Origin of the sequence: Pseudomonas sp. Y24-6 (genome assembly GCF_020295325.1) — a bacterium.
Classification (GTDB): domain Bacteria; phylum Pseudomonadota; class Gammaproteobacteria; order Pseudomonadales; family Pseudomonadaceae; genus Aquipseudomonas; species Aquipseudomonas gregormendelii.
Map to the genome: position 1 here is coordinate 729248 of NZ_JACBXG010000001.1, position 13626 is coordinate 742873.

Sequence of the window (13626 nt, forward strand, 5' to 3'; positions counted from 1 at the left end):
CGTCGGGCAATACCATCCTTTCCCCTCGATTTGACAAAGATCAACCCTGGCGCCCTCAACAGCGGCAGGCTAGGTACAAGGCTTCACTGCCCAATAACGACGCAGCCATTGAGGCAAGCGATAACCTACCGGAGATCTGTCATGTCTGATCAATCACGTTTCATGCTGGTCGTCTCGCCGTTAATGGAAAACAGCCCCGCCTTTGACCGCGCCGCCGCCTTGGCCAAAGCATCGGGCGCAGCCCTGCACATTGTGGCGTTCGATTATCTTGAAGGGCTGGCGACTGCCGGAATGGTCAACGAACAGGCGCTGGAACAGATGCGGCAGGGTTATGTCGAGCGCCATCGCCAATGGCTCGAAGACCAGGCCCGGCCCTTGCGCAAGATTGGTGTGCACGTAACCACTGAAGTCGTCTGGGTAGAGAGGCCCTTGCAGGAAATCCTCATTCACCTCAAAGAACAGCCGATGGCCGTATTGATCAAAGCCTTGGAACGCGAGTCACTGCTCTCACGCGTGATGTTTACGCCATTGGATATCCAGCTGCTGCGCGAATGTCCAATACCACTGCATTTTGTCAGTCATTTGCACAATGTTTTGCCGCGCAAGATCGTTGCCGCCGTTGACCCCTTTCATTCTGATGACCAATACAAAGGCTTCAATGACAGAATTCTACGTGAGGCCTCCAAGCTGGCGGACACCTGTAACGCAGAACTGGACGTGATCTACGCCCATGACGTTTCCAGCATCAGTGCGGACGAATTCGGCTTCAGTAATGGCTCAGCGTTTTTCTCCTCAGGAAAAGCCAAGACATTGTTCGATGCGCAGGCGGATGCGTTTCGAAACCTTTCAGAGCGTAACGGTATCCCGCCGGAGCGCCAGCATATGATCATGGGCAATCCGGCCAAGGTGCTATCCAGCTACGCCGGGGCCTATGACACTGATGTGATTGTCATGGGACGTGTTGGACACCGCGGCATGGAGCGGTTAGTTGGCACTACGGTGGAACATCTGCTGTACAAGTTGCCCTGCAGCGTGTGGGTGGTTTCCCCAGAAAAAATCTGAACGATGGATAAAGCTCCATCAAAAAAACAGTTGATGGGAGAATTAGAAATGAACACTCAACTGACCAAAGCTACCAATTTGATTGTTGCGTGCCTGATGGCATTGGTGCCAGCAGTTGCAGGAGCCAACACTCTTGAACGGATACAAAACAGTCAGTCAGTGGTACTGGGGTATCTGCCCGACTTTGCCCCTTTCAGTACTCAGCAGGGTGACAAAGCTAGCGGTTATGCGATTGATCTGTGCTTGAACATCGTCAACACAATAAAGTCCGAGTTGAACCTGCCCTCATTGCAAGTGCGCTTTCAGCCCGTTCAATTAGGCGAAGAAGTCGGCGCCGTCAGTACGGGAAAAATCGACATTCTCTGCACACCTACACCGACGACACTGGAGCGTCGTAAAACAGTCAGTTACTCGATACCTGTATACACTGCCGGCCTATCGGCTGCTGTCAGCAAAAATGCACCTAACTCACTGCTCAGGGTGCTCAATGCTGAAGTCGCTAAAACCGGCCCGATCTGGCGCACGGATATCAATCGTGCATTGGCCAACATGACCTATGCCACGATAGCTGGCGGGGCCACCGAGCAGTGGATTAATCAACAAATGCGCTCCTCGGGCGTGGTCGCCACACTCATTACGGTAGAAGACACTGCCGCGGGTCTCAAATGTGTTGCCGAGGGCAAGGCGGACGTTTTTTTTGCCGAACGCACGATGCTCAAGCATGACCTTGCCGATAAATATTCCACCGGAAATATTGTATTGCTCGATCGAGTTTTTGAGTATTCAACGACCTCGATGACGGTTGATCGAGACGATGAAAACTTCCGCTTGCTCGTCGATACTGCGCTCAGCGAGCTGTACCGCTCGGGTGAGATTGAGCACGCATACAACAAACATTTAGGGGGTGTCAGTGAGACATCCCGGATGTTGTTCAAGCTCTATGCCCTACCTTGATGAAGACAGCCACTGTTTATATATGGGGTGAGAAAAATTTCAGCGCATATCGCTAGATGAATCGATTGTAGCGCTTCGCGACAGGCATAAATTGGCTGATTGTGCCATTGGCCAGCGACAGTTTTGGGCTAGCTGCGGTTCATCGCGATGCGCTGCTATTGGCCGTTTTCAGCCTGTCACCACAGGCTGAAAACGGCCAAATGCACACATTGGCTGTCGGCTCTACGCGTTTTGGCCTTGAATTTGATCGTTACCTGCAAGGTACTAGGGAGGTCAACGCCATCCGCGTGGTACTGCCCGGTGGACTGCTGTTGTAAGTTCAGACAAACGATGGAAGCAACGAGCCAGCAGGCGACGGACCGCTGACTGTTGACTAACACGAAGTATCACTTCATTCCGCAGCCTCAAAAGAGGGGCGGGGAATACTCAGCCATGGCTGCCCATGGCGGTTTCATAAGGCACTTGAGTGAATGACCGTCCGTCCCTGACTTCAATTTGTGAACCAGGACGCTAAAGGAAAATTTCGCCTAAATGTCACGGCCAGGGGTTGATAGCGACATCAACACTGGGGCCTGCACTTGGGTTGCCCTAATAGTCTAGTCACAACTTAGTAGCTAATGGCCTATGGACATCCCCTGAGCATTCAGCGACATTGGCAATTACCATCGGGGGAGCGCACGCCTTGCCCGCTGACTTCTTCCATAGTCAGACACACTACCCGCATCGTAATACCTGGGCACAGCCCACATAGATGCGTCGAGACCACGACAGCATCAGCATTACTAAGTCCGCGCATTTCTATACCCCGCAGACTAGCGATGATCACGCCGGTTCCGAACACATGAATCAGCAAACGGATGCCAATGTCATGGTTAGACAGATGGCCAACCATCTTTTTACTCGGCTGTGAGATGTAATCGCCCAGAATGCTAGACAGATACGAGCGCCTCGAAACTCCCAAGATAATGATGCCCCACTCGCAGGAGACACACCATGAACGCATTAGCCTATAAGGCCTGCCAGGAGGACTACTGCAGCACGCTATTCGCGCCCACCATGCTTGATGGAAGGTCTGGTGGCCCGTGGCGTTACCCGCCCCACCAAACCAATGGTGGGTGACGCCAAGATCAACTTGCCAATCCTGGACGGCCAGCGCCTAGAACTACTTACCACCCAAATTGCTGGACCACCACAACGCCCATCGCTCTAAAATGGCGAGCAGTCAAATGCTGGCGGGCAAGCAGCATCCGCTGATTAGGCGATCCAACTCCGAGAATACAATCCTCAACGAGCTCGCGCACAACACTTACCGCATCGAACCGAACCGAAGGGCGAATCGATGCGCAGGCGTGCAACGAAATTGACGGCAACAGGGACTTCAGACTAACAATGCAAACCTGCGTCGCTGCGCTCCGACTGCCCGTCCGGATGACCGTGGAACAGGTGGCCGGATTTTGGTGGGATAAGTGGCGGATGGCATAGAATGCGCAGTCAGACAGGATTGGTGCTAGAGGCAGCGTGAAAAGGGCCAAAAGCGGCGTGAACTCACACAGGCGCGCACCAGCATAAAAGGCAATCTCAATTCACTACCAATTCACTACCAAAATATCTAAATCACAGACATGAAAAAGCCCGATCGTTTACGAACCGGGCTAAGTCATTGAATAATATGGTCGGGACGGAGTGATTCGAACACTCGACCCCTAGCACCCCATGCACGCAGTACCGCTGTAGGTCCTTGTGAAATAGCCGTTTTTACTGGCGCTCGCTGCAATCGAATGCCCACAAGTGCTTACAAGTGCGTGAGAAAGTCACGCAAAAGTCACGCACCCCTCTTCGGCGTCCTGCCGACCGAACACAATCTCGAACCCTGCTGCTCATCGCATCACGCTCGCCCAATCCGCCCTCCTCGATTACTGTATATCCAAACAGTATTCGAAAAGGCATTACCGTGGACCCGTACGACATTGAAGACACCAGCGACTGGCTTGGAACTCCAACCGAGCTTGAGACATGCCGACAATTTCTGCTCATGCTCGAGAATGAGGTCCAGGAGCTGACCTCCCAGCTTCGCAAGGCGCGGCAGGACGTCTTCGGCCTGGTGCAGATGCATGCGGAGGTATCGAAGGAGCGCGACCAACTGCGAGCAGATTTCAATCGAGCACGGACTGATGCATTAGAAGCTCAGAGGGAGGCAGTCGGTATCCAGACGAAAAGCAGTAGCGAGCTGATGTCGAAGGACCGGGTCATTAGCGAGCTCTACGCGAAAGTCGTTGCGTTGACAGGCGTAGAGCCTTTCACTCAAATACCGAAGCAGTAGCCTCAAGATGTCACGAGTGTGCGGAGCCGTTCCTCGGTTGCCGCGTCGAATATGACGTAGAGCTTTTCGATGGTCGCCTCATTCAGTGCGCGCGCCGACTCCAGGCCCAGGACGAAACCTTCAGCCCGGGCGCCCGCCTTCACTGCGATGATCATCGAATCTGCCCTAGCGATTTGAGCGAGGAGCTTGTCGGCTTCGCGCTCGATCTTCGGGCTGAGCACTATACCTTCCATACGGCTGCACCTTGACTACGATCGTCAGTAGCATAGCCGCTCCCTCCTCGCTCGCAACTTTCTACTACCCTTCGATATGGACAGCATTCAGTCACTACTTAGTAGCTCGGGACGTATCCGATATAAGAAGTAATTACGCCTGACAGTACAGCCGCACCGACATCTTTAGAAATCTTCAATACTTCCCCTAGAATTTTTTTAACATGCCACTCGCCCTCTTGATTTAATGGCTGGGCTTCGGCGTCTCGCAGTGCGTTCTTAATTTTCTGTTTAGCGAAGTCGTCCGCTATCGTGTCGATAACGGCTCGCATTTCCCTAAGCTGAACGAATAACTCTCCCCTTTCTTTTTTGAGCTTTTTCGCATACGACTCAGGTGTATGGACCTCATTACCGTCGGCATTTACAGTTGTAATTTCGCCGTTTTTACCAACACTCACAAACGTTTCGATTTTAGAAATATCATCAACGACCATGATATTTTTAGTCATGATCAGTTCGCCGATTTTTGCGCCTTCCCCAATATCAATAAATTTCATCACCGCTCCGTAATTATTTTTTCTGCTCCTGAATATAGCACTCTGTTATCCGTGCGCGGTGATTTCAATCCGTGGGACCTAGCCGGCATCTATGGAACGTTGTTAAAAAATATGTGATGCCCAAGTTGCAGTGTTTGCTTGGCGCCCTTCGCCCAGGTAGGCGGCTTCGGCATGGTCGTCGCGTAGTAGTGGGTCGCGCCGCCAGTAGGATCAGGTGTGGTGCCTGCCATAACCTGATCAGCAGCCTTCAGCGCCTGGGCATACTGTGCGGCCGGGATAGGCTTCGCACCGCTCAGGTAGGCGTAGTTCGGATCGTTCTTGTTCCAGCAGCTGAACTGCCATGGCTTCAGGCACACGCCAGCGTAGCCCTCACCCCACCATGACTTGGCCTTGCCGTCGAACACACGGTTGCGGATTGTCCAGGCTACGGCGATCTGACCGGCCAGACTTTCGCCGCGGGCTTCGCCCCATAGCGTACGGGCGAGGATGTCGCGATCTCTATCGGTCGGTGTCATTACGTTTTTCTCCAGAACAAAAGAAGCCCGCACAGGGCGGGCTTGAATTAAGTGAAAGCCGGTTAGGGCAAAGGATTGTTAAGGGCTTCATCCATCAACCAGCGCGCTTCGCGGTAGCGCAAGGTCGACGGGAAAGAGCGGACCATAACCGAGGCATACCGCTCGCCGTCCCGATCCCACATGAATACCAAGGAGCCGTAGCTGTCACCGGTACCGGTCTTGCCGAAGACGTACACCGGGAACGCATAAGGGTTAACGGTGCTCGTGATGGTGTAGGAGCGCGGATTGGTCCCGGTCACCGTCATGACGTAAGTCCCTTTGCTGCCGACAGTGAGCATGCGCGGAGCATTGGCATTGATGTGCGCGAGCAGCTTCGTCAGGTCGGTGGCGTTTGAAGTGGTTCCCTCATACGAGTTGTTGTAGGTTGTGGCGGTCATGCCCAGCAGCGCGGCAACGACGTTCATTTGTGCGTAAAACGCTGCCTTCGCGGCGGCATCATTGGCGGCCGAAGGATCGATCAAGTACCCAACCCCGCGTGCGATAGCGGTCGCGGCGTTGTTGTCAGACGGCAGTAGCGCCGCATGCATCAAGTCCAGGTAACTGACCGCATCCCCCGCTTTCACAAACACGGTGCTCGTGCTATCGACAATATCGCCAGCGACTACCGTGAGCGTCTGCGACAGATCTGACACCGCCCGATCCAGAACCAGTGCGGTCATCACCTTGGTGACCGACGCGACATGACCCGTCGCATCGACATTCTTCCCATACAGCACCTTCATATCGGAAAGCCGCGTCACGCTCGCACCCAGCGCGCTAATTTCCAATTCAGGAACAGGTATCGAAAAGACATCCGCCAGTAGATCTTGCATTCGTTTGATTTTATCGGTGCCCGGATTGCCGTTATAGATAAGCAGCGCGGCGATATCTCCGATCCAGCCGCGCTGGCCTTGATAATCGGCCCCGATGTAGCCCATCTGAAGCTTGTTGGTGCTCGTGACGGTGCCTGTCCCCATGTACCAGCCGTCTTGATAGGCTGTCGTATTGACCCCATCGAAGATCGCGCCAAAGACGAACGCCTCGTTGGTCAGCGTTTTGCCTGCAACCCCATTGCCGTGCCACGCCGTCAGCGATCCTGCGTTGTCGTAGCCGATGATTCCAGGCCGGTCAGCCCCTCGCCCGGAGAAGGCAAACCTCCCCGTGGAGCCTACGACGTTAAGCGGGCCTGAGAATTTCGACACAGTCAGAACGGAATACGCCTGGTTGTAGATCACGCTATCCGAAATCAGCAGCTTTTGTGTGCCGGCAAAGCGCGCGGCCTTTAGCCCGCCAATACCGTCACTGACCAGCACCGGGCGCATGGCCTGTGTGACCTGAAGGCCTGCTGGGGAGTGCCCCAGCGCATCAGTAACACCGCTGATGTATTGAACGCCGGCAGACTCGACCAGTGACAACGTCGCATCGTTGGTGAAGTCGTACACGGAAAGCCAGCCATCACGCTTGGCCAAGTCCAGAATGCGCATCCATGGCACCGGAACTGGTTCATCGTCGCGAGTCCAGTGCCAGATGCCTCCGGCCGAGTACACGGCTCCCTTTGGCCTTCCTGGGCTTCCCATGACGACGCCCGGGCGGCCGTCAGCGCTCGGCGGCAGGTCGTCAATATCCGCGACGGCAATGCTAGATACGGCTTGAACTTGACCAATGCCCGCCTCCATCGTCTTGATGCGCGGCGTATTTACGTAATAAGAAACCACATCAAAACCTATTTGCAACGCTGTGCCACCTGGCATCGAGCTGACCGTCAGCGATGTATAGTCTCCAGCAGATGCTGCAGTAGCGAACGCTGCTTGCGTTTCTGCGGTTACGTAGGAGTAGCTGAAAGAGTCGCCATAGAATCCAATGAATTCACCTGCGTTAACAGGTATGTCAACGATAAGCTCCTGCATGCCTGCGCCTGTGTAGGAAACGACGACGTCCGCCCCTACAGCGGTAAGTACATGACCCACCGCCAGAGGAACTCCAGGAACGTTACTGGTGAACCGTCGCACTTTGAGTGAATGTGCGCCTGTTGAACTAAATACTCGGATCTTTTTTATAGCCCCCGTATCTACTACCGGCTTTGCAAAAACTCGAGTGTTCGGGCTGAAATACGTACCGGTCACAGGCACGCCGTTAAGTCCGATGACATTAATATTGGTCAAGTTGTCGGATAGCTCCGTTACTGCGCCTGCACTCGGGTAGCGTTTAATTACAACTGCAGTCCCCGCACTGTTCTTGTAGAGAATCAAATACTCTCGAGACTCGGGGCTAGGCACGCTGAAATATTGCTCAAAAACGGTCGATGCCAAACCAAGTGCTGTAGTGGCGTAGATCCCGGAAGAAATCCTTGTTGCGTACGCGTTTTCCCTCGCCACCTGCGCCGCATCAAATGCTGCCTGCTTCGCGTTCTGGGTCGCAATAAAGGTGTTGGCTCGGGATACCTGATCAGCCACAAACTCGGCCACCATCCCCTTCCACGACCTGAGCGGCGCGCCAAGGCGGTTTAGTACAGATACCGCCTCGGTGGTCATAAGGAGGTCGAAGTCCTCGGCGTTATCGCTCAAGTCCTTCGGAGATTTGGAGCCGGGTGCGTTTCCGGTGTTGAAAGCCATGGGCATTTTCTCGCAGGCACGCCATGTCCACCGCGTGATCGCGGAGTCGTGAGCGCTGGGATTTAAGTTTCCGGCGAGCTGCCGGTGAAATTTCGTGAGGCGCGGTGTAGTTTGATTAGCCCGGGTGCTTCGGCCACTTCTGGGTCATAGCCCTGTCGAAAATGTCCGAATACAGCACGAATTCAGGCGCATACAGCCAATCCTTGTCGATCAATGGCCGCTTGAGCAGCCAGAGCTGCGCCGTGTAGCGCCAGTGGTTGAGCTTGGTGAGGTAGCCGCCTTTATAGATGTCGTCGAACTCAGCGGTGTACTTATCAAGCCCTAGGGGAGTGAGCAGCGGGCATTCGAACTTCTTCACGCCAGAGACAAGCGTGTATTCGAAGAAAGCTTCGAATATCTGCGCCTGCTCTGCGTTCAGCTCCCAGATCACATTGACGAGCACCGGTACGTTCTTGAACTTCCGCCGGGCTTCGCTCCTGCCGTTGCCGAGCTTCGAGCGCGTCATGGGGCTGACAGGCTCAAGCCCGTAGTTCTCCCGCAGCGGATACGGCAGGCCTTCCGGGTAGTCGATCATGGCCATTCCTTATGCGGGTGCAGTGGCGTTGTCGTACGTGTAGACGCGGGCGTCATAGGGCATCCCCTTCATGGCCACGTTTCCGTTTGATGGATCAGATTTGGTGACCAGCACCGGGTAGGCCCACTTGCCGTCGGGACCGAACAGGATCTGCGGCAGGTTGATGTCATGGCTGGTGTCCGGATCGAAATCCAGATCAGCGATGAACACCTGGTACTCATCCACCTGAGTGGCTGGATAGGGCCCCGAAAGCGTGCCGTCTGGCCGGCTGAAGCCGATCTTGTGCGCGCCACCTGCAGACCAGTCGAGCGGCTCGGTTGAGGCGATGACGAATCCGCCGGCGACCGCCTGGACATCCTCGATCTGCGCGCTCTGGCATGTGTACGGGGTGTTGCCGGCCACTGCGCAGAAGCTCAGGTAGCCCGAGTTCATGCCGGCCATCGTCGTTTCCCAGCTGTAAACGTCCTGCCGGAATTTCTGGTGACCGCGACGGCGCATGCCAAAGCGGTAGGCCTGGTTCGTCTCGCCGACTCCTGGGAGCTTGAGCTTTTCGACCTTCTGCCCTGCATCGCCAGGCCACCGGCATTGCACGGTTTCCCATGCCCAGGTTGTGCTCGAGTAGAACTCGACATCCACACCGTCGAAATCATTGACCGAGGAGTGAGGTCCGTTGATGGTCAGCGGCTTCTCGGTCATGTTCTGCGGCGAGTAGGTCTGAGTTTTCGGGCCGTACTCGCGATCGAACGCTGCTCTCGGCTCATCTCGCACCAGGCTGACCAGCCCGTTGTTGATGGTCAGCTCAGCCCAGCCGCAGGCCAGGGCGTCGTTCAACTGATCCTTGGCCGTGCTCCCGGCGTCGATCGTTCGGTCATAGGTCTGGCCTGCGCCGTAGAAGACGCCGTGCATGCGGTCCCATTCAGCCAGGTCGATGTCCGAATCCTCGTAGCCCAGGGACTTCAGGATGTTCAGGCACCACGGAACGATCTCGCGTGTGGGCTCTGGTGGCAGCCAAGTGCCGGCGTAACGCAATGGAAGCTTGCGGGTAGGCTCAGCACTTATCTGGCTCTCAGATTGCGAAGACAGGCGATCACCCCCGCGAATCTTGGCCGACATAACCGTCATGCCCGGATAGCTCGCAGGCCGCACCTGGCGCAGCGCACGGAGGTTGTACCAGTTGATGTCGTCCTGCTTCTCGCTATCGATTCGACCGGGCTGGCTGACGAAGCGCTTCTTGATCCGAGACTCAGGGTTTCTCATCGGGTACGGCAGGTCTGTCCAGTAGGTAAAACCCTGGGCGTCACGGCTGCTCCCTGCGTGCTCCTTCTCGATTGCAGTCCAGGGGCCAGCCAAATCACCGTCGCGGAATTCAAAGGTGTGGAACGAGCGCACCTCATAGATCTGGCCTTCCCGACCGATACCGCAAAGCCCGTTCGGGTGAAACACAGTCCATTCAAGGCGAGTGACCAGCTCTCCGTCCGGACTGGATTTGAAAGGCCCTCGATAGCCGCCCTCAAGGTTCGACGGGTCAAGTGTGATGGTGCCGTTAACCGTCTCCATCAGGTTGAACCCAGGCCACCCAGCATCAACCGGCCCTGCCGAAGTCAGGCGATCAACCACCATCAACGTGGAACTGAAAGCCGTGATCCGGTAGCGCAGGCCCCGCGGGCCGATGGTTGCCAAGCCAGAGCCCAAGGCCAGGCCGACAACCGGCGTCCCGCCGTCGTAGTCCAGGGTCATTTGCGCCGGGACTTCAGCTGCCCCAGCGCTGGCCGATGTGCCGGTGGTGTTGGTCGGGCTGCTGCCGAGGATGTCGGCGCCGCCGGTGGCCACCATCGTTTCGCCGCCGAAGGTGCCGAACTGCGTGATGAGCAGGCGGCCAGATGAAGCACTGGCAATGAACGGTGCAGAGCCCTTGGCGGTGTTGAATGCCGACACCAGGCCGGCAAGGTTCGTGGTTGCCGTGGTCAGGTTGACCGCGTACGGCGTGCCGCCCAGCGTCACGGTGACCGACAGCGGCGTGACGTTGAAGTCGTAGCGCGCCGGGATGCTCGATCCGAGGATGGTCGACGCGGTACCCGATGTAGGTGGCACCGCCGGCGCGTATGGCGTGTAGCTGTTGACGACGTAGTTGCCAGCATTCGCCCCGGCCACCTCGATCAGCATGCCTGGGGTTGGGTTGAGCATCTCCAGCGGGCCTTGCACGATGTCCCGCCCTGCCCCGCCATCCACGACGGTGTAGTTGTAGGGTGCCTGGACGCGAATCACCAAACCGCTTTCCCAGTCATCCGGAAATGTCCCGGCGCCGGCGGGGATCGATATCGAGTCGCCGTTGAACTGGTAGGCAGACGCCGTGGACGATGGCGCAATGCTTTTCGACTCGGTCATTTCTAGACCTGCCGAGCCGCTGGAACTGGCCCCGACTTCACCGACGTTGTACCAAAGCATCGAGGCTGTATCGCCAAGCACGCTTGCACCTGGCGCGTAGACAGTCACTTGTGCGTCGGCGCCCAGCGAGATCAGCGGCGTGTCGCCCACCTTGATGGTGTTGATCGGCACGTCCACATCGCCCTCGGAAATGTAGAGCAGCATTTCCACCCACTGTTCGCGAGGAGCTGCGAACCAGGTGCGCGGCTCACTCAGGTAGGAAGGGAACACCTTCTGCTTGCCGACAACGTGCCGAATGGTCTCGCCCAGCTTGACCTTGTTGCCTCGGGCGCTGGCTTCCCGGAGAGGGTCGCCTTGCTGGGTGCCAGCCGTCGATGGCATGCCGGGCATCTTGGGCATGAGCCATTTGCCGACGGCTTGCACGCCCTTGAACAGCGCGATCGCCATCGAGAATGGGTCAGTGCCTTTCGGCTCGCGCCAGATCTGCACATGATCAGCAGGCTTGAACTTCACCTTGTGCCACAGGTGCGGCTCGATGATTTCGCCATTGAGCTCAATGCTGATCGGCGCGCTCTCGCGGCGTTCGTACCCTGGCGCCTGCGATATCAGCCACTCTTCCAACGACATGCGGCGATTGGTCTTGAAGGTCGCGATCGGCGCCGAGTCGGCGATCTTGTTGGGGAAAAATTCGATCATTTGTAATACACCACTCTCGGATAATCGGATTCGAAGTCGCGCACGGTGCGAACCCGCACGCCGCCCGGGTTGGTGTCGATTACCTTTAGCCGGTCTTCGACCTCAACCACCACGCCGACGTGGGCCATCAGCTGCCCGCGAAACACTGCGGCAATCGCCCCAGGCTCTGGCAGGCACTCTTCCATGCCTTGTTTCAGCTCGCGGTAGGCCACGGTGTTATCCCGCAGGCGGTTGCGCCCAACGCTGCCTAGGCTTGGAAGCAGCGGCAGCCCGAACACCCCATTCCTGATTGCCACGCACAGCCCCCAGCAATCGAAGGCCAGCGGCCCGCGTGCGCCGTCCACATAGGGCGCGCGCATGTACTTGGCAAGATCGGTCATATGAAGATGATCCCCGGCGCGATGGCGGCGGTCAGTTTGCGGCGCGGGTACTCGGTGCCCAGCAGGTCAAACAGCCCGCAGGTGAGCGTGGCGGTGTCGCCTTCGTACTGCCGATTGAGCAGCGACAGGTGCATCCGCTCTTGCGGATAGCTCAGGTCGCTTTCCAAATACCGGCGATAGGCGATCGTGACTCGCGCCTCGGCCTGCCTGGCCTCCTCCAGCTTCTGCTGGACAAGGCCATTGGTGTTGTCGAGGCCGATCAGCAGGTTTTGGAATGCGCTGTTGTCACGCGACGGCAGCGCCTCTTCAAACCCCATGGCAGTGAACAGTGGTGTCCGCCCATCCTCGGTGCCAAGGATGTAGTCGTCGTATCCAGCACAGAACCTGATGGAGTCCGGCCAGATGCTGCACATCGCCTCGATCGAGTTGATGATCATGTCGCTACCCGCAGAGGCATAGCAGATCGCGATTGGGTTGCTCATGCGTTGCTCCGGAGATCAGCGGGCCCGCGAGCACAGCCCGCAGCCTTGATAGCAATGTGATACCTCCTGGCCTATCCTCGATTCCCCTCTCTGGTGTAGGAGCCGACGGGAGTGGAATCCAAAACTGACATTAGGAGATCGAAATGATTGGAAGACATGAGCACGCCAAGGATGAATTGAAGAAATTCAAAACCCTACTGAATGAGTTCGGAAACACCCCAGTGTCAGACGATCGCAGCAAGATGCTGCTTCATGACGCGCTGCTTAAGCTCGGCTCAACCGTGCAGATAATTTTGATGGATATTCAAAACCTCAACGAGGAGAGCCCGGCCAACAAAAAGCCTGAATAAAGGCTAAGCGCCGGCCCGACGCATAGCTGCTTGCTGGCGTCGGGTCTTTTTGACGGTGATATCGCAGATCACGCTGCTCCCGCCGACGATAGATCTGCGAGCTCTGATTCGATGCAAGCCTGTCTGTGCGAAAGTAATGCGCTCCTCGTATGATCCGAGGCTGGCCATGACCCAGTGCTTTGTCAGCAGCTGCCTCCACTCCCCGATATCAAGACCTTCGCCGTCGACCGAGCGAACCTGAACCTCGACTTCCGCACTCGCTTGAAGGAGCCGGCCATCCCGACTAATCGCCGCCAGCCCCCTTGGAAAACCGAACACCAAGCCAATGTCGTCAACCTCAGCACCGCCCACCGCAGTGATGTCCGACCATTCATAGGAAAGTAAAGCGCCAGGCGACTGAAGCTCGTCTGTCCTCCCGCCTTCGGCAAAAATATTACTCACAACCACATCGATAACTTGTTTCTCGTTCATGCCATTCCCCTGATGTC

Annotated in this window: 13 protein-coding genes; 4 read left to right on the forward strand and 9 right to left on the reverse strand. The window is 56.5% G+C overall.

What is annotated here, in order from left to right; genetic code table 11:
* The first annotated feature begins 141 nt into the window (after positions 1-141).
* The 3 genes from HYI44_RS03425 (at position 142) to HYI44_RS03435 (ending at position 4336) form a co-directional block, all read left to right on the forward strand.
* Positions 142-1062 carry a universal stress protein gene (locus tag HYI44_RS03425; RefSeq protein ID WP_225568773.1) on the forward strand — a complete coding sequence of 307 codons (921 nt, stop codon included), beginning with the start codon at positions 142-144 and terminating at the stop codon, positions 1060-1062.
* Positions 1063-1110: 48 nt separating this feature from the next.
* Positions 1111-2016, forward strand: a complete 906-nt coding sequence (locus HYI44_RS03430; protein WP_225568774.1) for an amino acid ABC transporter substrate-binding protein — start codon at positions 1111-1113, stop codon at positions 2014-2016.
* Between the two features lie 1798 nt (positions 2017-3814).
* Entirely contained in the window at positions 3815-4336 is a 522-nt protein-coding gene (locus HYI44_RS03435) for a hypothetical protein (protein WP_225568775.1), read from the forward strand.
* 2 nt (positions 4337-4338) lie between these two features.
* Here HYI44_RS03435 and HYI44_RS03440 read toward each other — a convergent pair whose 3' ends face one another.
* From HYI44_RS03440 to HYI44_RS03475, 8 genes are all read right to left on the reverse strand, one after another.
* Complete coding sequence (locus tag HYI44_RS03440) at positions 4339-4569, reverse strand: hypothetical protein (protein ID WP_225568776.1); 231 nt, start codon at positions 4567-4569, stop codon at positions 4339-4341.
* A 98-nt stretch (positions 4570-4667) separates the two neighbouring features.
* Positions 4668-5105, reverse strand: coding sequence for a hypothetical protein (locus tag HYI44_RS03445; protein WP_225568777.1), 438 nt, complete (start codon positions 5103-5105; stop codon positions 4668-4670).
* 89 nt (positions 5106-5194) lie between these two features.
* Entirely contained in the window at positions 5195-5620 is a 426-nt protein-coding gene (locus HYI44_RS03450) for a cell wall hydrolase (RefSeq protein WP_225568778.1), read from the reverse strand.
* A gap of 62 nt (positions 5621-5682) precedes the next feature.
* The gene (locus tag HYI44_RS03455; protein ID WP_225568779.1) at positions 5683-8271 is read right to left on the reverse strand and encodes a serine hydrolase; all 2589 of its coding nucleotides are present in this window, start codon (positions 8269-8271) and stop codon (positions 5683-5685) included.
* Positions 8272-8386: 115 nt separating this feature from the next.
* Positions 8387-8845 carry a hypothetical protein gene (locus tag HYI44_RS03460; protein WP_225568780.1) on the reverse strand — a complete coding sequence of 153 codons (459 nt, stop codon included), beginning with the start codon at positions 8843-8845 and terminating at the stop codon, positions 8387-8389.
* A gap of 9 nt (positions 8846-8854) precedes the next feature.
* Positions 8855-11926 carry a host specificity factor TipJ family phage tail protein gene (locus HYI44_RS03465; RefSeq protein ID WP_225568781.1) on the reverse strand — a complete coding sequence of 1024 codons (3072 nt, stop codon included), beginning with the start codon at positions 11924-11926 and terminating at the stop codon, positions 8855-8857.
* Positions 11923-12306 (reverse strand): hypothetical protein, encoded by a 384-nt coding sequence (locus HYI44_RS03470; protein WP_225568782.1) that lies wholly within the window; start codon positions 12304-12306, stop codon positions 11923-11925. Before HYI44_RS03470 ends, HYI44_RS03465 begins: the two co-directional genes overlap by 4 nt.
* Entirely contained in the window at positions 12303-12788 is a 486-nt protein-coding gene (locus HYI44_RS03475; protein WP_225568783.1) for a DUF1833 family protein, read from the reverse strand. The genes HYI44_RS03470 and HYI44_RS03475 overlap by 4 nt, the downstream gene beginning before the upstream one ends.
* 143 nt (positions 12789-12931) lie before the next feature.
* Here HYI44_RS03475 and HYI44_RS03480 point away from each other — a divergent pair, with 143 nt between their 5' ends.
* Positions 12932-13138, forward strand: a complete 207-nt coding sequence (locus tag HYI44_RS03480) for a hypothetical protein (RefSeq protein WP_225568784.1) — start codon at positions 12932-12934, stop codon at positions 13136-13138.
* A gap of 3 nt (positions 13139-13141) precedes the next feature.
* On the opposite strand, the gene HYI44_RS03485 is transcribed toward HYI44_RS03480, so the two are convergent.
* Positions 13142-13609 carry a hypothetical protein gene (locus HYI44_RS03485; RefSeq protein WP_225568785.1) on the reverse strand — a complete coding sequence of 156 codons (468 nt, stop codon included), beginning with the start codon at positions 13607-13609 and terminating at the stop codon, positions 13142-13144.
* Positions 13610-13626: the final 17 nt, after the last annotated feature.

Bases quoted from the DNA above. Each gene is read 5' to 3' on its own strand.
- HYI44_RS03425 (WP_225568773.1), top strand. From the start codon at position 142: ATGTCTGATCAATCACGTTTCATGCTGGTCGTCTCGCCGTTAATGGAA.
- HYI44_RS03430 (WP_225568774.1), top strand. From the start codon at position 1,111: ATGAACACTCAACTGACCAAAGCTACCAATTTGATTGTTGCGTGCCTG.
- HYI44_RS03440 (WP_225568776.1), bottom strand. From the start codon at position 4,569: ATGGAAGGTATAGTGCTCAGCCCGAAGATCGAGCGCGAAGCCGACAAG.
- HYI44_RS03445 (WP_225568777.1), bottom strand. From the start codon at position 5,105: ATGAAATTTATTGATATTGGGGAAGGCGCAAAAATCGGCGAACTGATC.
- HYI44_RS03450 (WP_225568778.1), bottom strand. From the start codon at position 5,620: ATGACACCGACCGATAGAGATCGCGACATCCTCGCCCGTACGCTATGG.
- HYI44_RS03455 (WP_225568779.1), bottom strand. From the start codon at position 8,271: ATGGCTTTCAACACCGGAAACGCACCCGGCTCCAAATCTCCGAAGGAC.
- HYI44_RS03460 (WP_225568780.1), bottom strand. From the start codon at position 8,845: ATGATCGACTACCCGGAAGGCCTGCCGTATCCGCTGCGGGAGAACTAC.
- HYI44_RS03465 (WP_225568781.1), bottom strand. From the start codon at position 11,926: ATGATCGAATTTTTCCCCAACAAGATCGCCGACTCGGCGCCGATCGCG.
- HYI44_RS03470 (WP_225568782.1), bottom strand. From the start codon at position 12,306: ATGACCGATCTTGCCAAGTACATGCGCGCGCCCTATGTGGACGGCGCA.
- HYI44_RS03475 (WP_225568783.1), bottom strand. From the start codon at position 12,788: ATGAGCAACCCAATCGCGATCTGCTATGCCTCTGCGGGTAGCGACATG.
- HYI44_RS03480 (WP_225568784.1), top strand. From the start codon at position 12,932: ATGATTGGAAGACATGAGCACGCCAAGGATGAATTGAAGAAATTCAAA.
- HYI44_RS03485 (WP_225568785.1), bottom strand. From the start codon at position 13,609: ATGAACGAGAAACAAGTTATCGATGTGGTTGTGAGTAATATTTTTGCC.